Consider the following 18,000-nt stretch of genomic DNA (forward strand, 5'->3'; position numbering starts at 1 on the left):
ACACCACGGCCACGCTCAGGCCCTGCGAGGTGCTGAGCCCGGCGGCTCCGAAGGCCCAGGCGGTGACACCCTCCCTGGGCCCCCAGCCGCCGATGTTCAGCGGCAGCGCCATGGCCAGCAGCGCCAGCACCATCAGCGGCAGCAGCACGGCCGCGGGGGCGGTCGCCCCCGCGGCCCTGGCGGCGAGCAGGAACATGCCGAGATGCCCCGCCAGCACCGCGACCGACGACAGCAGCACCCCCGGCCAGCTGCCGCGGGCGAACAGACCGGCGCGCGCCTCGGCCAGCGTGGCACGCAGAGTGCGCTGCCAGCGTGGGGCGTTCGGCTTCCGCCGCAGCACGCATACGGCTACGGCCACCGAGACACACAGCACCGCCAGCACGGCGACCGCACCCGGTGCCGAGACGAGGTGGTGGACGGCCCGGCCGGTATCGCCGGAGGCGACCGATGGCCGGGCGACCAGCAGCAGTACCCCGACCGCGATCAGGACCGCCTGGCCCGCGATCCGCTCGAGGACGACCACCCGCACACCACGCCCGACATCACCGGCGCTACGCCCGTGCCGTACCGCACGGTGCACATCGCCGAGGACGCCGCCGGGCAGCGCCGCGTTCAGGAACAGAGCGCGGTAGTAGTCGGCGACCGCCCGCCCCAGGGGCAGGCGGATGCCGAGACCCCGGGCGACCAGGCACCAGCGCCATGCGCTGAGCACCGTGGTGAGCAGCCCGAGGCCGAGGGCGGCCAGCACGACGGGGAGATCGATCCCGCGCAGCCCGGCGGCGAAGGCACCGGTGCCCTGCCACCACAGCATCCCCACGAGGATGCCCGCTCCGGCGAGCATCCCGATTCGCGCCCTGACCGCCCGCAGGATCATGAGATCCCGCCCGTGGACCCGGGAAGGGCCAGTACGTCGCTGTGGTGCACCACCACCCGCAACTCGCCTGCCGCGCAGGCCTCCAGACGGCTGTGCAGATAAGCGTCGGCACGCGTCGCGAGGTCCGGGCGCTGCTCACAGGCGGCGCCGACCCAGCCACGCAGCCATTCGGCGGTCAGCCGCCCGGCCGTGGACCCGGTTCCGGCCGCCGTCGTCTCCGCGTCCGTCGCCGCCGTTGCCGGTGCTGTCGCCGCCGCTGCCGCGGACCAGCCGTACTCGTCGCCGAGCCGCCATGCACTGGGCTCCACCCGTACGGTCATGCCGTAGCGCGCGAAGGCGACCGACGCCGCGGCGACGGCGTCCGGGCCGAGCAGCCGGCGCCCCTGGTCGACACGTCGCTGATGCGCGTTGAACGCCTCGGTGATCTCGGCGTCCAGCGGATCGGCCGGGTCGACGTCGACCCGGCCCACCACGGACAGCGCCAGCAGTGCGGGGCAGCGCGCCCCGGCGCACGCCGCCGCGAGGCCGTCGAGCTCGTCGCGGGTGAGCAGGTCCAGCAGCGCGGACGCCGTCACCAGCGACGTACCGGACAGGGCGTCGGGGCTCAGCCGGGCGATGTCGCCGCGTTCCGTCGTGACCGTGACGGGGCTGCCGTCGGCGGCCGTACGAGGCAGCTGCGCGGCGGCGATCTCCAGCAGATCCGGGTCGTGGTCGTGCAGGATCCAGTGCTGGGGGCCACTGAGCCGGGGAGCGAGCCAGCGCCCCATCGAGCCGGTGCCACAGCCGAGATCGCGGATCACCAGTGCCGCCGGCGCGGAGTCCGCCACGGGCGCCGAGCCCGCCCGGCCCGCCGTCTGCGTCATGTACTGGCGGAGCGGATCGAGGAGTTCGGGCGCGCGGGCCGCGGCGTCCGCACCCTCGCGCAGCGCCAGCCACTCAGGGGCGTAGCGGGGTCGGTCCGTGGTGGTGGTCATGCGGCCTCCCGGGATTCGTGGCGGAGTCGGTCCAGTGCCGCGGCCAGATCGCCCGCGGTGGACTCCCAGCCGGCCAGCGCGGCGCGCCGCCGGTGTGCGGCTGCCCTGGAGCGCTGACGCTCGCCGGGGTCGCCGATCCAGCGGCGCAGGGCCGCGATGAGTGCCTCGGGGGCGTCCGGCGGTACGAGCACGCCGGGCACCTCGCCGCCGGGCGCCCGCCCGACCGCTTCCGGCAGCCCCCCGACGGCCGTGGCCAGTACGGGGACGCCACGCGCGAGCGCCTCGGTCACGACCATGCCGTAGGTCTCGGCCTGTGAGGCGAGCACCAGCAGATCGGCGGCGTCGTAGTCGGCGTCGAGCGCGGCACCGCTGCGAGGACCCGCCAGTCGTACACGGTCGTCGAGGCCGAGCTGCCCGATCAGTTCCCGCAACCGGGAGACATAGCCGGGGTCCTGGCCCAGACCACCGACGCAGACACAGCGCCAGGGCAGATCGGCGACGGCCGCGAGGGCCCGCACCAGCCGGTCCTGTCCCTTGCGCGGGGTCACCGATGCGACGCACAGCAGCAGGGGAGCGGTGTCCTTGCCGGACGCCGTGCCCCGCGCCAGGGGGGCGCGGTCGGCTCCGGGGGCGGCGACACGGACCCTGTCAGGGGCGAGACCGTGATGCTCCACCAGCCGGCCGGCTGCCCAGTCGCTGGTCGCGACCACTGCCGGGACGGCCCGCAGCGTTCTGCGTTCCGCTGCGTCCAGTGCGGCCGCGTCGGCAGGGGCGAGGCCCGTCTCGTCGCCCAGCGGCAGATGCACCAGTACCGCGAGGCGCAGCCGTCCGGCCTCGGGGACGATCACCTCGGGGACGCCGCAGGCCACGAGACCGTCGATCAGCACCGGACTGCCGTCCTCGAACCCGCGGAGGAGCCGGGCCAGTTCCGCACGCGCCTCCGCCCCGGGCCGCGGCCATGCGCCGGCGACGGTGTGCTCCTCGACCCGCCAGCCGATACGGGGCAGGTCCTGGCAGATGCGGCGGTCGTAGGCGTTGCCGCCGCTGGGCGCGGCGAGGTCGTCGACGCCCGCGGGCATCACGATCCGTACGGAACCCGTGCCGCCGTTCCCGCTGCTCTCGCCGGCCGGTCCGGTCACAGCGCCCGCTCGTAGCTCGCCCACGCGATGTGCGACTCGTGCAGGGTGACGGAGATGCCGGTCAGGCCGCGGGCACCCTCGCCCAGGGCTCCGGCGTGGACCCGGTCGGCCAGCCGGTCGGCGATCACCTTGGCGAGGAACTCCGTCGAGGTGTTGACTCCGGAGAATTCCGGTTCGTCGTCCAGATTGCGGTAGTTGAACTGGCCCACCACACTGCCCAGCTCGACGGTGGCGAGGCCGATGTCCACGACGATGTTGTCGTCGTCCAGCTCGGGCCTGCGGAAGGTGGCATCGACGAGGAAGGTCGCTCCGTGCAGACGCTGCGCGGGTCCGAAGACCTCGCCGCGGAAACTGTGGGCGATCATGAGGTGTTCGCGGACGGTAACGCTGAACAACGGCTGTGACCTCCGGTCCTTGCTTCTGGCCACTCGGGCCCGTGTCCTTCAGTACGGCCGGAGCGTACGCCGTGTTCAAAGACCCAGGTCATTCACCGTTTGCACACCAACCTGCCCCACCGCTCAGACGGAGACCTCCCCGGTGGGCCCCTCGTAGCGGACCCGGTGGCACATCCCGGGCAGATCTCCGGCGGCGATCCGGGGCATCACGGACGGCAGTTCGGCGAAGGCGCACTCGCCGGTGATCAGTGCGTCGAAGGCGGGATCGGCGAGCAGATCCAGCGAGAGCTCCAGCCGGTCGGCGTACGTCCGGCTGGAGCGCCGCGCCGGGGACACCTGCCCCACCTGGCTGCCGCGCAGCACCAGGCGGCCGGAGTGGAAGGCCTCTCCCAGCGGCAGGCTGACCCTCCGGTCGCCGTACCAGCTCAGCTCCAGCACCGTGCCCTCCGGGGCGAGGAGCTCCAGCGAGCGGCTGAGCCCGGCCTCCGTGGCGCTGGCGTGCACGGCGAGGTCGCAGCCGCCCAGTGCGTCCCCGGGGAGCGCGAAGTCGACGCCGAGCGCTTCGGCGACCGCGGCCCGCGCGGGATCGGCATCGACCAGTTGCACCCGCACCCCGGGGTACCGGGCGAGCAGACGGGCGACGGAGCAGCCGATCATCCCGGCGCCGACGACGGCGATCCGGTCGCCGACCAGAGGAGCGGCGTCCCACAGGGCGTTGACGGCGGTCTCGACCGTCCCGGCCAGGATCGCCCGTGCGGCGGGCACGGTGTCCGGCACCGGGGTCACGGCGCTCTCCGGCACGACGTAGCGGGTCTGATGCGGATAGAGGCAGAAGACCGTGCGGCCGACGAGGTGCCGCGGGCCCTCCTCGACCAGGCCGGCGTTCAGATAGCCGTACTTGACCGGCCCGGGGAACTCCCCCTCCTGGTAGGGGGCCCGCATCGCGGCGTATTGATTCCGCGGTACACCCCCGCGGAACACCAGGCTCTCCGTGCCCCGGCTGACCCCCGAGAACAGCGTGCGCACCACGACATCGCCGTCGGACGGATCCGGCAGGACGACGTCCCGTATCTCGCCGCTGCCAGGGGAGCGGAGCCAGAAACCACGTGCGGCGCGCTCCATCGACGACCTCCAGCTGAACGCTCGGGTATCGGTTTACGTTCTGACAATCATGAGGCCGCGCACACGGTACGCGGCATTCATCGACTCTGTCACACGGCCGAAGGGTGGTTGCGCAGTGGCCCTGAGCGGCGCTTTCGACGCGAGACTGGTGCGCCCCGAGACGACGGCGGGGGCGGGCGCGCAGGCACTCCTGCTCGTCCTCCTCGGCACGGGGACCGGGCTCGGGCCCGCGGGATGGCTGGCGGGCGCGGTGTTCACGGTCGCCACCTGGACGGTGCTCACGCGCGCGCTGCACAGGTCGTGGCCCGGGCGCAGATCCTTCGGACCGGCCAACGGCGTCACCCTGGCGCGGACGGTGCTCGTCGGCGGCGTGACCGCGCTCGTCGCGGACTCCTTCGTGAGCGGATCGCCCCTCGACGGCTCCTTCGTCAGCCGGGCACCGCTCGCGGTCCTGGTCGCCCTGACCGCGGTGGCCCTGGTCCTCGACGCGGTCGACGGCCAGGTCGCCCGCCGCACCGGGTCGGAATCCCCGCTGGGGGCCCGCTTCGACATGGAGGTCGACGCGTTCCTCATCCTGGTGCTGAGCGTCTACGTCGCGATGTCGCTGGGACCGTGGGTGCTGCTGATCGGCACGATGCGCTACGCCTTCGTGGCGGCCGCCCGCGTACTGCCCTGGCTGAACGGGCCGCTCCCGCCGAGCATGGCCCGTAAGACGGTGGCCGCCCTGCAGGGCATCGTCCTCCTCGTCGCCGGCGCGGGCGTCCTGCCGCGCACGGTCGCCGCCGTGGCGGTTCTGGCCGCGCTGGCCGCGCTCGTCTGGTCGTTCGCCCGGGACATCCGGTGGCTGTGGCGGGTCAGGATCCGCGAGAGCGTGGCGGCGGTCGGGGAAACGGTACGCACGAGGGTCTGACGGACGCCGCGGCGACCGGGACGAAGGGCGCCGCCTCCACCAGGGGCACTCGCTGGTGCCCGACAGCGCCGTCAAGGCCAACGCTGCGGGGTTGCAGCGTTCTTCGGAGGCGGCATCGCAGGCATCACCGGCCCCGTCGGCCTCTGCGCCGAGATCGACACCACCCTCGATTCCCTCACCGACTGCGAAGGCACCGACTGCGAAGGCAGCCCGGGCCCCGTACCCGGCCGCATCGGCCGGCACCCACCGGTCCGCCCCGGCCAGCACGCCACTCGGCGCAGTCGCGGCCGACCGTCGCACCGGAGTGTGTCCGGGTGGGAACGTCCCCCGGCGCGGCGCCTCATGTGCGCCGGGCGCGCCGGGGGATCGTCACGGTGGCGTGCGAGTGTCAGACCGTCCGACCGTCCTTACCGGGCGGACTTACCGGGCGGAGCCCCCTTGGGGCCGTAGGCGGTCAGGAAGCGGTCGCGGAAGGTGTCCATCTGCCAGACCGGGGCCTTCGGGCCGGGCCTGAGGCCGTCCTGCCAGCCCCACCCGGAGATCCGGTCCAGCACGGCAGGGTCGTGGGCGACGATCGCGATCGGGACGTCCCGGCCGAGGTTGCCGCGGGTGACGGTCGATACGGGCTGGTGGTCGCCGAGGAAGACGAGCACGGTGTTCTCGTTGCCGTACTTCTCCACGTAGGAGATGAGGCTGTCGAGGGAGTACTGAATGGCGCGCCGGTACTCGTTGCGCACCTGGTCGGGGTCCTTCCAGACCTCCGTGGGGCTCTTGCCCTCGCTCTTGATGGCGTTGTAGACGGAGCCGTCACCGAGCTGGTCCCAGCCGAGCATCCGGGGTATGGGCGCCCAGGGGTTGTGGCTGGAGGCCAGGATGATCTCCGCCATCATCGGCCCGCGGTCCGGCTTTCCGTGCTCGAGGCGCTCGAACGCCGACAGGCTGTACTGGTCGGGCACGGGCGTCCAGCTGAACTTCGGCCCCTGGTAGCCGAGCCGCCGTGAGTCGTAGACGTGGTCGAGTCCGTAGAACTTGCCCTCGGGCCAGGAGCGGATGACGCCCGGCATGATGCCGACGGTGCGCCAGGCTCCCGTGCGCCGGAAGGCACCGGTCAGGGTCAGCCGGTCGCTCGAGGTGAGGCTGCGGTAGCGCTGCTGGTTCTTGATCCAGAGGCCCGAGTTGAAGGTGGAGTGGGCCAGCCAGCTGCCGCCGCCGTAGGTCGGCGAGGTGAGGAAGGCGCTGCGGGAGGAGAACCCGGCAGCGCGCAGCCGCTTGGTCCCCTCCGCGAGTACGGCGTCGACCTGCGGGGCCATCGCCGGGTCCTGCACCGCGCTGCGACCGTAGCTCTCGATGAAGGTGAAGATGACGTCCTTGCCGCGCAGTGCGGTCAGCAACTGGTCGGGCGGGGTGTCCCGGAAGGCGTCGACCGAAGCCTCCCTCGCGAAGTCACCCTTGTCCCCCAGGCCCGCACGAATCTGGACCACCCGCTCCTGGGCCAGGTCGGCCGTGGTGTCGGCGGCGATCGGCAGTCCGGCCGGCACCGTGGGCCCGAGCAGCGCGAGAACCGTCCACAGGGTGCCGAACGCGAAAGTGCCCTGGGTGGATACGGCGCTGTGCCGGACCACGAGCCGGCTCACCCGGACGACCGCCAGTGAGGTGAACGCGAGCAGGCCGATCACGAGCAGCACCAGCACGATCTCGAGGGCGATCGTGCCGGCCTTCCCGGCGGTGTCCTCGAGGAACGACTCGGCGTCGTCGAACAGTATCCAGTCGAGCACGGGGTCGAAGGGCCGGTTGAGCACCGAGTAAAAGCCCATGTCGAGGCACTTCAGGACGGTCAGCAGCCCCAGAGCGGCCCCGGCTGCCGCGGCCGTCACGCGCCGTGCCCGTTGCCGCAGGCTCTGCAGGACGAGGAGGAGGGCGACGCCGAAGACCCCCTCCACGGGGATGCGAAGGAAGGCGCCCGGCGTGAGTTCGTCGAGATCGTTCGGCATCAGCAGGGCCAGGAACACCAGCAGTACGGCCAGGGTGTCGGTCACCCGCCTGACCGTCCGCGCCGCGCCGGGACGACGGCCGCGCCATCCGGCTTCGTCGACGCCGGTGCCGTCCTCGGCTGCTCCTTCGCGTTCGCCTTCACCGGGGCCTTCACCGGAACCCTCAACGGAACCTTCACCGGAACCGTCATGGGCGCCGCCCTCCGCCGAGGTCGCGACGGCCGGCTCGCCCGAGGCCTGCCTCGGCAATCGGACCGTGCCCGGCGGCTCCTCCGTGTCGGTCCGGTCCTTGTGCGGCTGTTGGCGAGAGCGCGTCCAGAGCGACACCCGGGGATCCTTCCGTGCATGGCCGATGAGGCACGACGGACCGGACCCGTGAGAGTCGGGGCCGCCGATATCTGTACGGTTCACCGGGACCGTCAGTTCACCTCACGGGGGAGATCGTCCCGTGACCCACGTGCGCCGGACCACGGGGTCCTTCCGGTCGACGGGTCCTTCCGCCCCGATCGCGGACCGGTGCCCCATGATGGTCAGCCAAGCCGTGGACCGGCAGCACCCGCCCCGCGCGGTGGTGCGCCTAGGGGGTTTCTGATGGATCTCCGTGGAGGAAGGAGCGGCGTCCGGTGCGTGCTCTCGGAGTGCCGGCTGGAAGCCCTCGTACTGGGACGTACTTGGGCTTTCGGCCGGTGCGGCGAGAGTGAGTGCCGGGCGTCGCGACGCCGCGGAGATCCATCAGAAGCCCCCTAGGGCTGTCGGCGGGACCCGCTCCCGCCGTGCGAACCGCGCCCGCTCCGGCGTGCGTGCTCACCCCCCGACCCCAGGAGCCACCTGTGTCTCGCATCATCCCTTCGCGCGCCGCGCACCGTCTGGCCGTCGTCACCGGCACGGCCCTCGCGGCGTCCCTCGTCCTCGCCGTACCGGCGTCGGCGCATGTGGAGGTCGAGGCGGAGGGCGCCGCCGCTCTCGCCGAGAACGTCACCCTGGAATTCACCGCCGAGTCGGAGTCCGACAGCGCGGGCATCACCAAGCTGGAGGTGATCCTCCCCGAGGGCATCGCCCCGGGCGACATCGCCTACGAGAAGGGTCCGGCGGGCTGGAAGTTCGCGCCCACGAGCCGCGGCTACTCCGTTTCCGGCCCGGCGATCGCCACCGGCGACGACGTCGAGTACTCGGTGACCGTACGGCAGTTGCCCGACGCCAGGACGCTGGCGTTCAAGACCCTCCAGACCTACGGAGACGGGCGCGTCGACCGCTGGATCGAGCTCGAGCAGTCCAGCGGCCACGATCACGGGCACGGCAACCCGGCGCCGCTGCTCACCCTGAAGCCCAAGGCGCCCGGGGCCAAGCCGGTGCCGGCTGGCCCGAGCGCCGGGCCGGGCAGCGCCTCGCCGGCCGCGCCGACTCCGGCGACCACGTCCGCGGCTCAGGACCGGGCGCCGGCGAAGGGTGCCGCCGGGCAGAAGGCGGCGGAGCACAAGGACGGCGGTTCGTCCCCTGCCGTTCCGCTCGCCATCGGCGCGGTCGTGCTGGTGGCTCTCGCCGGTGGCGCCTGGTGGTGGAGGCGCCGGAGCACCGCCGGCTGAGCCCCATGAGTCCGGTGAGCCCCATGAGTCCTGCGGACTCCATGAGTCCGGTGAACGTGAGCCTCATGAGTCCGATGAGTCCTACGAGCCCCACGGGGCCTGTATCGGCGGCTGGTTCACGCGGAAGCCGTCGCCCCCAGCCGGAGATTCCATCGCCCCTGCCTGCCGGTGAGCCCGATCGCCGACAGCGGCGGCACATCGATCCGCCAGAACGCGGTCAGCGGCGCGGCGAGGGCGTGCACGGTCGCGGCCCGGACCACGGAGGGTTCGACGACGGCGAGTACCCGGCCGGTGTCCTGCGGCAGGGCGTCCAGCCAGGCGCCCACCCGCAGGCACAGCTGCCGTACCGACTCGCCGCCGTGCGGGGCCGCCTCGGGGTCGGCGGTCCACGCCGCGACCGCCTCGGGCGCGGCGGCGGCCACGTCGGTGAGCGAACGGCCCTGCCAGCGCCCGTAGTCCAGGTCACGCAGCTGTTCCTCGATCACGGCGTCGAGGCCCAGCGCCCCGGCGGTCTGTCCGCACCGTACGGAGGGCGCCCTGAGTACCACCGGGGCGGCGGGCAGCGCGGGAGCCGCCGCGCGTGCCTCGCGCACGCCACGCTCGTCGAGCGGTCCGTCACCGAAGCGCGCCTCGCGCACCGCGGGACCTGAAGCCGCGCACAGCAGGGTGAGCCTGGTCGGCATTGGCCGGATTCCTCCCCGTGTCGCACCGGCCCGGTGCCGGGGACCTCCTCGGATCCTACGACCCACCACACTCCGTCATGTGATGAAGATCGCTGGTCACAGGCCCTATTGGCGTGGGGATCGGGGACCGCTACCCTCTCTCCGAAAGGATGACGGCGCTCACGGAAGACCGGTGAGAACCCGGCACGGTCGCGCCACTGTGTGCCAGGCGGAAAAGCCCCTCGTGGGCGGGTCCGCCGGGTGAGTCAGACCCGTAGCCGTCACATGTGCACCACCGAAAGCGGGACGCGTGTTCCCGAGGAGGTACCGGTATGGCCCAGCCCGCCATCACACCCGCCGCAATCCCCGTTTCCCAGCCCGTCGTGGCGAAGCTCCCGATCAGCGCCATCGCGCCGTGGGCAGCTTTCTTCGGTCTGCTGATGCTCGTTCTGCTGTACTTCGTCGGTGCCGAGCAGGGCGCTTTCTCCGTGTTCTCCGGCGAGTCCGTCCACGAGTGGGTCCACGACGGCCGGCATCTGCTCGGCTTCCCGTGCCACTGAGACGGGCGGACAGCTGCTCATGAACTCCGCAACTGTAAGAGCCCTGCTGGTCAGAGGCATGCTCGCGGGCGTGCTCGCCGGGCTGCTCGCGTTCGGCCTCGCCTATCTGATCGGCGAACCGCAGGTCGATGCCGCGATCGCACTCGAGGAGTCGGCCTCCCACGCCCACGGTGGCGGCGGTGAGCCGGCCGAGGAACTGGTCAGCCGGGCCGTGCAGTCGACCGCCGGCCTGGGCACGGCCGTCCTGGTCTACGGCACGGCGCTCGGCGGTATCGCCGCGCTGGCGTTCTGCTTCGCGCTCGGGCGCATCGGCGCGTTCGGCGCACGCGCCACGGCAGCGTTCGTCGCGGCCGGCGGCTTCGTCGCCGTCGCGTTCGTACCGTTCCTGAAGTACCCGGCCAACCCGCCCGCTGTCGGCGACCCGGACACCCTGAACCAGCGCACCGCGATGTTCTTCCTGATGATCGCCCTCAGCCTGCTGCTGCTGATCGGGGCGGTGCTGGTCGGCAGGAAACTCGCACCGCGCTGGGGCAACTGGAACGCCACGGTGGCCGCGGGCGCCGCCTTCGTCGTCGTGGTGGGGCTGGCCCTGGCCTTCCTGCCGGCCGGCGACGCGATCCCGGAGCACTTCCCGGCCGACGTCCTGTGGCAGTTCCGCCTCGCCTCCCTCGGCGTCCAGGCACTGCTGTGGGCCGCGCTCGGCCTGATCCTGGGTCAGCTGGCCCAGCGGGTCCTCGAGCCCAGGGCCGCGAAGGCGGCGCTGGGGGAGCCGGCGGCGTCCGGCGCGTCGGTGCCCGCGGGCTGACGCCCGGACCGGCACCCAGGGACCGGAACACAGCGAAGGACCCCGCCGGGGGCGCGCCCGGCGGGGTCCTTCGCTGTGTTCCGGCCGCTCACCGCATCGGACCGCCTCGATCAGACACCGCAGTGGACCGGGAGTCGTTCCCGGGCCGTTCGAAGGGGGGTGATGCGTGTGGTGAGATGCGTGGTGAGGAAGGCCCACATCGCCGGTGCCATCCGCTGAGCCAGGTCCTCGGCCGTGCTCACGTCCGCGGACAGGCTGACGTTGGCGAGATGCCCGTGGGGGAGAGCCCGTGCCAGCTCCTCGGCCAGCGCCGGGTGCTGACGGCGCCGGTCGTTCCCGGGAATGACCAGGGTCGGCACCGAGATGGCGGCGAGGTCCGCGACGCTGTCGAAGGCCCGGTCGCGGCCGATCGCACAAGCAGCGGCGATGCTGGCCGGGTCCGAACGGGGGATCGCGTCACGGACCAGACTCCTGACCACCGGTGCGAGGTCGGGCAGGATCGGCTTCCACGCGGAGTCGATCCCCTCGTCGAGGACCCGGGCGGCGAAGCTCTCCATCATGGCCGTCTCCGCCTCCTTGGCGGCGTGGTCCTCGATGTCCTCCGCGCTGATGACGACCGACGCCCCGATCCGTTCCGGGTGCTCCGCCGCCGTACGCAACGTGATGGTGGCACCCATGCCCGTGCCGCCCAGGGCCACTCTCCGCAGCCCGAGGTGGCCGACGAGTGAGGCGACGTCGTCGGCGTACTGCGCCCAGGTGTGCCGGGCGGGGTCCGCGCACACCGAGCGTCCGTAGCCGCGGATGTCCGGCAGGACGACGGTGTAGCTGTCGGCAAGTCGGCGGGCCAGCGGGATCAGACTGTGGTGGTCCGGCCCGCCGCCGTGCAGGAGGATCACGGCCGGTCCCGTCCCGAGCCGCGCGGCATACAGGGTGCAACCGTCGCCGCCGTGGTAGCTGAACGTGTCCATGTCCTGTCCTCCAGTCCCGCGTCCTGCCGTCAGGCGGTCGGACGGGCCGTTGAGGCGGTACGCAGGATGGCGGTGCGCAGCGTGGCGATGTGCAGTGTGGCGTTGTGCGTGCCGGCGTCCCTGCGGCGAGGTGCCGCCGGTCCGCCGAAGGGACTCGCCCCGGACAGCACGGTCCCCCACGCGTCCTGCGTCATATGCTCAAGAGTCGAGGAAGCTTCCTGCTGCAACCATCCGGCAGGTGTCCGGAACCGTCCCCGCCGACCGGCCGGAGCGGTCCCGCCGCCCGGCCGGTCCGGGTACGAACCGGCGTGGTCCGCACCGGCGTGGTACGAATCGGACAGTGGTCCGACGGCGAGTGGAGCACGCGTGATCCGGGTACTGGTGGTCGACGACGAAGCCCTGATCCGTACGGGCTTCCAGCACATCCTCGACGCGGCGGACGACATCGAGGTCGTCGCGGCGGTGGCCGGCGGCGATGCGCTCCGTACCGCCCGGGAGACGCGTCCCGACGTCGTCCTGCTCGACATCCGGATGCCGGACGTGGACGGCCTCACCGTGCTGGCCGCGCTGCGGGAACTGCCGGAGCCACCGGTGGTGGCCATGCTCACGACATTCGACATGGACGAGTACGTGGCCACGGCGCTGCGCTCGGGCGCCGCCGGCTTCCTGCTCAAGGACACCGACCCCGAGGCACTGCCGTACCTGGTGCGCACCCTGGCCGACGGCGGCATCGTGCTGTCCTCCAAGGTCACCCGGACGGTCGTGGACGGCTACCTCGAGGCGGGCTCCCAGGAGGACGCCGCTCGCAGCCTCGGCCGGCTGACGGAGCGGGAACGCGCCGTGCTCGTCCTCGTCGCCGAAGGACTGTCCAACGGCGACATCGCCGCCCGCATGCATCTGAGCACCGGCACGGTCAAGGACCATGTGAGCGCGATCCTCACCAAACTGGAGGTGGGCAGCCGCGTCCAGGCCGCCCTGCTCGCCGAGCGGGCGGGCCTGCTCAGACCGCCGCCGCGGACGGAGGAGGAGCCATGATCCCCCGCGGAATGATGATGGGCGGGGTGATCGACCGAGCGGTCGCCGAGCACGGAAAGCTGCCCCGCCGTGTGCCGGTCCCGCTGATCGACGCCGCCCTCGTCGCGTTCTCCCTGTTCGACGCCTGGATCCAGGTCGGCACCGGTGATCCGCTGCTGCTGTCCTTCGCCCTGGTCGCGGCCGTCGCGCTGCTGCTGCGCCACCGGCTGCCGCTGCTCACGTTCGTGATCACGCTGCCCGCCGTGCTGGTCTCCGACGCGATCTTCGCGGGACTCGTCGCGCTGTACACGCTCGCCACGCTCACCCGCCGCCGCGGTCTGCTGATCGGGTGCGCGCTGGTGTTCACGGTCTGCGACATGATGCGGTGGCCCTCGGCCGAGATCGACCTGACGGACACCGCCACGTTCGTGACCCTCGGCTACACGGCCGCGACCGCCGCCGCCCCCGTCTTCCTCGGCCAGCTCGTGCATACCCGGCGGGACCTGTCGCTGCGGCTCGCGGAGATCTCCGAGGCGCGCGACCACGAGCGGCTGCTGACCGCCCAGAGCATGCTGTCGAAGGAACGCGCACAGCTCGCGCGGGAGATGCACGACGTGGTCGCCCACCAGGTGAGCCTGATCGCGGTGCGGGCCGGAGCGCTCCAGGTCGGCACTCGGGACGCCGAGGCCAAGGAGGCCGCGGCCACCATCAGGCGGCTGAGTGTGCAGACGCTGGACGAGCTGCGGCACATGGTCGGCGTGCTGCGCGCTTCCGGTGGCCGTCCCACCGAGCTCACCCCGCAACCGTCCGTGGCCGACCTCCGGCGGCTGGTCGACGGCAGCGGCATCGAGGTGGAACTGAACGCCCGACTGCCCGACGGTCTGCCCCCGACCGTCCAGCGCGCCATCTACCGCACCGTCCAGGAGGCGCTGACCAATGTGCGCAAGCACGCTCCCGGTGCGACCGCGGCGGTGGACATCCGCCACGAGGACGGAGCCGTACGGGTCACCGTCACCAACACCGCCCCGACCCGGCCGGCCCTGCCGCTGCCCAGTGCGCACTACGGCCTGGTCGGTCTGCGGCAGCGGGCGGCCCTGCTGGGCGGCACGGTCAGCTCGGGACCGACGGCGGACGGGGGTTACGAGCTGCGTCTGGAGCTTCCCGCCGAGAGCGTCGCCTGACCGTCGGCGGGCTCGTCCGGACCTCCGGACCTCCGGGCCCCCAGACCTCCGGGCCCCCGGACCTCCGGCGGACCTCAGCCTCAGCCGAGACGGTGGATCGGCGGGCACTCCCAGGTCGCGTCGACGACCTCGGCACGCGGCCGGTACAGACGCAGGATCACGAACCAGTTGCCCTGCTCCGGGGTCGGCAGCCAGTTGGCCACCCGGTCACGCCCCGGCGAAAGGGACTGGAGGTGGAGTGTCAGACCCCCGTCGGGATCCCGGACCAGTCCGGCGGTGCGGTCGCCGAGCGAATAGCGGCCCGCGTCGTTGGCGATCAGGTTCATGTCCTCGCCGTAGGCGGTCAGCGACCAGAACGCGTCCACCGGCGGCAGATTGTCCGGTGCGAAGCGCAGCTCGTAGCGGCCGGTGGAGAGCGGATCCCCGTTCGCGTCGTCGTAGTTCATCAAGTAGACGGCCTCGGCAGGGTCGTTGGCCGCGATTCCGGCCAGCGACTGGTCGGCCGCACGTTTGATGAAGTCGTCGCCGAAACGCCCCATGTCAGCCGGCGGGTAGCGCCAGCCGTTCACATGGCGGGCCCACTCGCCGCTGAGCATCTGCTGCCGCAGCAGCGGAACCCCGGTCGCTGCGGCCCGGATCAGGCTCTGCCTGACCGTCTCGGGCTGGGCCTCGACATCGAGGCCGGGGCCGATGCCGATCCCGGCGAACTGCTTGAGCAGGACGCCGTGGTGCCGCGGTGGCGGGTTCTCGGCGAGCATGGCGTTCAGCGTCTTCCAGGGGCCGAGCGGATCGCCCTCCTGGGAGATCGGTTCGAGGACGTCACGCCGCGCCGGCCCCGTCTCGGCTCCGGGTGTGGCGGAGAGCCGGGCGAGCGGGGTCAGCCGGTACTGCTGCTGCAGTGCGCGGACGTTCGCCACGTCGTCGGGGCCGTCGACGAGGGTCCGGCCGAGGATCAGGATCCACGGGCTCGGGGCGGTGGCGGTACGGCGCATGCCGCGCGGCAGCTTCCCCTTCCAGTCGGGACCCACGATCGCGAACCGGCCCGCGGTCGACCCGGTGGTGCGCTGCCCCACGTAGTCGAAGTTGTCGGACGTGATCCCGATGAGCTCGAAGGTGAAGTAGCGCTCACCCATGTCGGGGTGCGACAGGACGACCGGCCCGTCGCGCAGGTCGACCCACGCTGTCGAGTACAGGGTGTCGTTGTTGGGGCAGCCTCCGTCCCGGTACCGGGCGTCCATCAGCCGCTGCGCGTGCCAGAACTCGTTCACGGCGGCGTACGGCACCGTCGAGGCGTCGCGTTCCCGGGTCACCCACTCATGGCGGAGCCGGGCGTTGTAGATGTACGGGAAGCCGTAGACGAAGGCCTGTTCGCCGAGCGTGTAGGCGTACTCGCGGCGCCAGTCGCCGACCCGCCCCGTCAGGACGGGCTTCACCGCCTCCCAGAGCAGCGGCACGGTCCGGGGCATCATGCGTGCGCGGTCGACGGCGGCTCCCGGATGGCGTACGGCCTGAGCCGCGGCTCTGCCGGTGGCTCCGGCCGCGTGGCCCATGGCCGATGCCACGTCCGCGAGCTCGTCGCGGAAACGCTGCAACGCAGCGATGCGCGGGGTGACGGATGTCATGGCGGCACGTCCTCTCCCACTCACGGGCACGCACGGCGTTGCGCGCACCGGATGGGCGGACCTCGCCGCACCGGATGTCACCGGCCGCGAATCGTCGGGCTTGCCTGCGGGTGCTCCCCGGTACCGTGAGCTCGCGGCCGGGCTTCGGCACGCGGCCCCGGACGTCGGCCTCGGGCCCTGTCGTCCTCGGCATCCGGGAAGCACAGCCTCCTTTCGAGTACAGCACCGGAGGCAGACGGCAGCAACCGCCCTCCGCTGCCCCCACGGCGACCGCCCAGGTGATGACGGTCGCCGTGACGGGGGGGGGGGGGGGGGGGGGGGGCAGCGACCGTGCCGCTTACCGACCGTTCAATCTCGGGCTCACAGAGTGAAGTTGCGCTGCCGTGCGTGCCAAGCCTTGAATGTGCACCGTCATTTTGAAGATCGAACGGGGAGACTTCGTGTTCGCACGCAAGGCAATAACCGCTCTGGCTCTGTCAGTCGCCGTGGCCGGATCCGGCGTGATCGCCCTCGCAGGACCGGCCCAGGCCGCCTCGGGCTGCTACATCACCGCCAAGTCGGCCAACATCCGCTCCAAGGCGTCCGCCTCGTCCACGGCCGTGGGCGTCGCGTACAAGGGCCAGACCTGCACCGAGCTGGACTACGCCTTCCCCAAGGGCAAGTACTACTGGGTGAAGGTGAAGATGAAGAAGACGGGCAAGGTCGGCTGGATCCGCGACGACCTCGTCCACACCGCGGAAGAGGACATCCACACCTGCATCCCGGAGGACCCGAACTGCTGACGGGTGTGAGGGCCGGCCGGTCCGGCGGACCGGCCCGCGGCCCGGGCGTCTGATCGCGCCCTCGACGGGCTCGTGCCGGCGCCGCGCCGCGCCGCGCAACTGCCGGCGACTGACCGCGACTGCCCGCGATCTGCGGCCCAGGCGAACGGCCTGGGTCGCAGTCGTCCCCGAACGCCCCGGCGCACGCGCCCCGTTGCGGGCCTGCCTCTTCCCGCCTTCCTCCCGCCCTGCGCGCGCTCCCACCGGCGGACACGACGAAGCGCCGGCGCGACCGGCGACGGGAGTGGCGATCAGGGGTGCTCCGGGGTGAGCCTGGGGGCAGGAGGAGGCAGACATGGCAGTGGCACGAGTCGGACTCGTCGTGCACGAGGGCCGTCCCCAGGCCGTCGCCGCGGCCCGGGTGGTCCGCGACTGGTGCGAGGGCCGCGGCGTCCGCTGCACGGACATCGACGTGTGGCACGACGGCGAACCACGCCACCGGCCCCGGGAGGAACTCGACGCGGCCGGAGACCCCGACCTCATCGTCACCCTGGGCGGGGACGGCACCTTCCTGCGCGGCGCCCGGCTGGCCGCGGAGAACGACGCGCTCGTACTCGGCGTCGACCTCGGACGCGTGGGCTTCCTGACCGAGGTACCCGCCGGAGACGTCTGCCTGGCGCTGGACGCCGTCCACGAGGGACGCGTCACCGCGGAATGCAGGATGCTGCTCGCGATGCGTGCCTCGTGCCCCCTGGAACTGCCCGAGGACATGGGGAGCCTGCTGCGCTACGGCCGCGGCCCGCTCCCGCCCCCGCCCTGTGCCCGCCCGGAGTGCGCGGTGGGCGGCGGCTGGGGCGTCGCCCTGGAGGCGACGGCCCTCAACGACGTCGTCCTGGAGAAGCTGGCACGGGACCACCAGGTGTCGGTGGGCGTCTATGTCGCCGGGAGGCTGCTGGCCTCGTACTCCGCCGACGCGCTCATGGTCGCCACCCCCACCGGCTCGACGGCGTACAGCTTCGCCGCCGGGGGACCGGTCATCTCGCCACGCGCCGAAGCGCTGGTCTTCACTCCGGTCGCTCCCCATATGACATTCAACCGCTCCGTTGTCGCCGCACCGGACGAACCCATCGCACTGCGCCTCCTCGAACGCTCGGGTCTCGCGGTGGTCAGCATCGACGGCCAGGTCAGCGGCGTCCTCCGCCCCGGTGAGTGGATCGGTGTCTATGCGGCACCGCGCCCTCTCAGGGCCGTACGGCTCGGCCCCACCGACTTCTACGGGCGCCTGCGCGAGCGTATGCGGCTGACCGACGCCCCGGCCGCGACCGCCGACGGCGAGACCGCCCCGCTGTGGCCGCTGACCAGCCCGGCACCGCCCGACCTGGCGCATCTGAGCCTGCCGCCGGTACAGACGGACGCGTATCCGCTGCGCTGACGCGTTG

At 72.4% G+C, this 18,000-nt stretch carries 17 protein-coding genes and 1 pseudogene; 8 read left to right on the forward strand and 10 right to left on the reverse strand.

The window, feature by feature from the left end:
- Positions 1-25 precede the first annotated feature (25 nt).
- From ACTWOL_RS20030 to ACTWOL_RS20050, 5 genes and pseudogenes are all read right to left on the reverse strand, one after another.
- Positions 26-874: pseudogene (locus tag ACTWOL_RS20030) on the reverse strand (lysylphosphatidylglycerol synthase domain-containing protein); the annotation flags it as partial.
- Positions 871-1,848 carry a class I SAM-dependent methyltransferase gene (locus ACTWOL_RS20035; RefSeq protein WP_474298130.1) on the reverse strand — a complete coding sequence of 326 codons (978 nt, stop codon included), beginning with the start codon at positions 1,846-1,848 and terminating at the stop codon, positions 871-873. The pseudogene ACTWOL_RS20030 and the gene ACTWOL_RS20035, both read right to left, overlap by 4 nt.
- Positions 1,845-2,927, reverse strand: coding sequence for a glycosyltransferase family 4 protein (locus tag ACTWOL_RS20040; RefSeq protein WP_474301206.1), 1,083 nt, complete (start codon positions 2,925-2,927; stop codon positions 1,845-1,847). The genes ACTWOL_RS20035 and ACTWOL_RS20040 overlap by 4 nt, the downstream gene beginning before the upstream one ends.
- 56 nt (positions 2,928-2,983) lie before the next feature.
- Positions 2,984-3,382, reverse strand: coding sequence for a 6-pyruvoyl trahydropterin synthase family protein (locus ACTWOL_RS20045; RefSeq protein WP_474301207.1), 399 nt, complete (start codon positions 3,380-3,382; stop codon positions 2,984-2,986).
- A gap of 123 nt (positions 3,383-3,505) precedes the next feature.
- Positions 3,506-4,504 (reverse strand): zinc-dependent alcohol dehydrogenase, encoded by a 999-nt coding sequence (locus ACTWOL_RS20050; RefSeq protein WP_474298131.1) that lies wholly within the window; start codon positions 4,502-4,504, stop codon positions 3,506-3,508.
- A 115-nt stretch (positions 4,505-4,619) separates the two neighbouring features.
- Here ACTWOL_RS20050 and ACTWOL_RS20055 point away from each other — a divergent pair, with 115 nt between their 5' ends.
- The gene (locus tag ACTWOL_RS20055) at positions 4,620-5,414 is read left to right on the forward strand and encodes a CDP-alcohol phosphatidyltransferase family protein (RefSeq protein WP_474298132.1); all 795 of its coding nucleotides are present in this window, start codon (positions 4,620-4,622) and stop codon (positions 5,412-5,414) included.
- Positions 5,415-5,821: 407 nt separating this feature from the next.
- Here ACTWOL_RS20055 and ACTWOL_RS20060 read toward each other — a convergent pair whose 3' ends face one another.
- On the reverse strand, positions 5,822-7,732 hold the full coding sequence (locus tag ACTWOL_RS20060; protein WP_474298133.1) for an alkaline phosphatase family protein: 1,911 nt from the start codon (positions 7,730-7,732) through the stop codon (positions 5,822-5,824).
- A gap of 503 nt (positions 7,733-8,235) precedes the next feature.
- Here ACTWOL_RS20060 and ACTWOL_RS20065 point away from each other — a divergent pair.
- Positions 8,236-8,988, forward strand: a complete 753-nt coding sequence (locus tag ACTWOL_RS20065) for a DUF1775 domain-containing protein (RefSeq protein ID WP_474298134.1) — start codon at positions 8,236-8,238, stop codon at positions 8,986-8,988.
- A gap of 116 nt (positions 8,989-9,104) precedes the next feature.
- Here the strand turns inward: ACTWOL_RS20065 and ACTWOL_RS20070 are convergent, their stop codons facing one another.
- The gene (locus ACTWOL_RS20070) at positions 9,105-9,671 is read right to left on the reverse strand and encodes a histidine phosphatase family protein (protein WP_474298135.1); all 567 of its coding nucleotides are present in this window, start codon (positions 9,669-9,671) and stop codon (positions 9,105-9,107) included.
- A 311-nt stretch (positions 9,672-9,982) separates the two neighbouring features.
- Here ACTWOL_RS20070 and ACTWOL_RS20075 point away from each other — a divergent pair, with 311 nt between their 5' ends.
- Together ACTWOL_RS20075 and ACTWOL_RS20080 are read left to right on the forward strand one after the other, a co-directional pair.
- Complete coding sequence (locus ACTWOL_RS20075) at positions 9,983-10,210, forward strand: CbtB domain-containing protein (protein WP_474298136.1); 228 nt, start codon at positions 9,983-9,985, stop codon at positions 10,208-10,210.
- A 19-nt stretch (positions 10,211-10,229) separates the two neighbouring features.
- Entirely contained in the window at positions 10,230-11,015 is a 786-nt protein-coding gene (locus tag ACTWOL_RS20080) for a CbtA family protein (protein ID WP_474298137.1), read from the forward strand.
- Between the two features lie 110 nt (positions 11,016-11,125).
- Here ACTWOL_RS20080 and ACTWOL_RS20085 read toward each other — a convergent pair whose 3' ends face one another.
- Positions 11,126-11,983 (reverse strand): alpha/beta fold hydrolase, encoded by an 858-nt coding sequence (locus ACTWOL_RS20085; RefSeq protein WP_474298138.1) that lies wholly within the window; start codon positions 11,981-11,983, stop codon positions 11,126-11,128.
- 29 nt (positions 11,984-12,012) lie between these two features.
- The gene (locus ACTWOL_RS20090; RefSeq protein WP_474298139.1) at positions 12,013-12,177 is read right to left on the reverse strand and encodes a hypothetical protein; all 165 of its coding nucleotides are present in this window, start codon (positions 12,175-12,177) and stop codon (positions 12,013-12,015) included.
- Between the two features lie 172 nt (positions 12,178-12,349).
- Between ACTWOL_RS20090 and ACTWOL_RS20095 the strand changes: the two genes are divergently transcribed.
- Both ACTWOL_RS20095 and ACTWOL_RS20100 read left to right on the forward strand, forming a co-directional pair.
- A complete protein-coding gene (locus tag ACTWOL_RS20095; RefSeq protein ID WP_474298140.1) occupies positions 12,350-13,018 on the forward strand; it encodes a response regulator in 669 nt (222 codons plus the stop codon).
- On the forward strand, positions 13,015-14,178 hold the full coding sequence (locus ACTWOL_RS20100; protein ID WP_474298141.1) for a sensor histidine kinase: 1,164 nt from the start codon (positions 13,015-13,017) through the stop codon (positions 14,176-14,178). The genes ACTWOL_RS20095 and ACTWOL_RS20100 overlap by 4 nt, the downstream gene beginning before the upstream one ends.
- 80 nt (positions 14,179-14,258) lie before the next feature.
- On the opposite strand, the gene ACTWOL_RS20105 is transcribed toward ACTWOL_RS20100, so the two are convergent.
- Complete coding sequence (locus ACTWOL_RS20105) at positions 14,259-15,800, reverse strand: DUF1254 domain-containing protein (RefSeq protein ID WP_474298142.1); 1,542 nt, start codon at positions 15,798-15,800, stop codon at positions 14,259-14,261.
- Positions 15,801-16,240: 440 nt separating this feature from the next.
- Here ACTWOL_RS20105 and ACTWOL_RS20110 point away from each other — a divergent pair, with 440 nt between their 5' ends.
- Both ACTWOL_RS20110 and ACTWOL_RS20115 read left to right on the forward strand, forming a co-directional pair.
- Positions 16,241-16,582 (forward strand): SH3 domain-containing protein, encoded by a 342-nt coding sequence (locus ACTWOL_RS20110; RefSeq protein ID WP_474298143.1) that lies wholly within the window; start codon positions 16,241-16,243, stop codon positions 16,580-16,582.
- Between the two features lie 334 nt (positions 16,583-16,916).
- Positions 16,917-17,993 (forward strand): NAD(+)/NADH kinase, encoded by a 1,077-nt coding sequence (locus ACTWOL_RS20115; RefSeq protein WP_474298144.1) that lies wholly within the window; start codon positions 16,917-16,919, stop codon positions 17,991-17,993.
- The last annotated feature ends 7 nt before the right edge of the window (positions 17,994-18,000 follow it).

Source organism: Micromonospora sp. IBHARD003, from assembly GCF_056106285.1.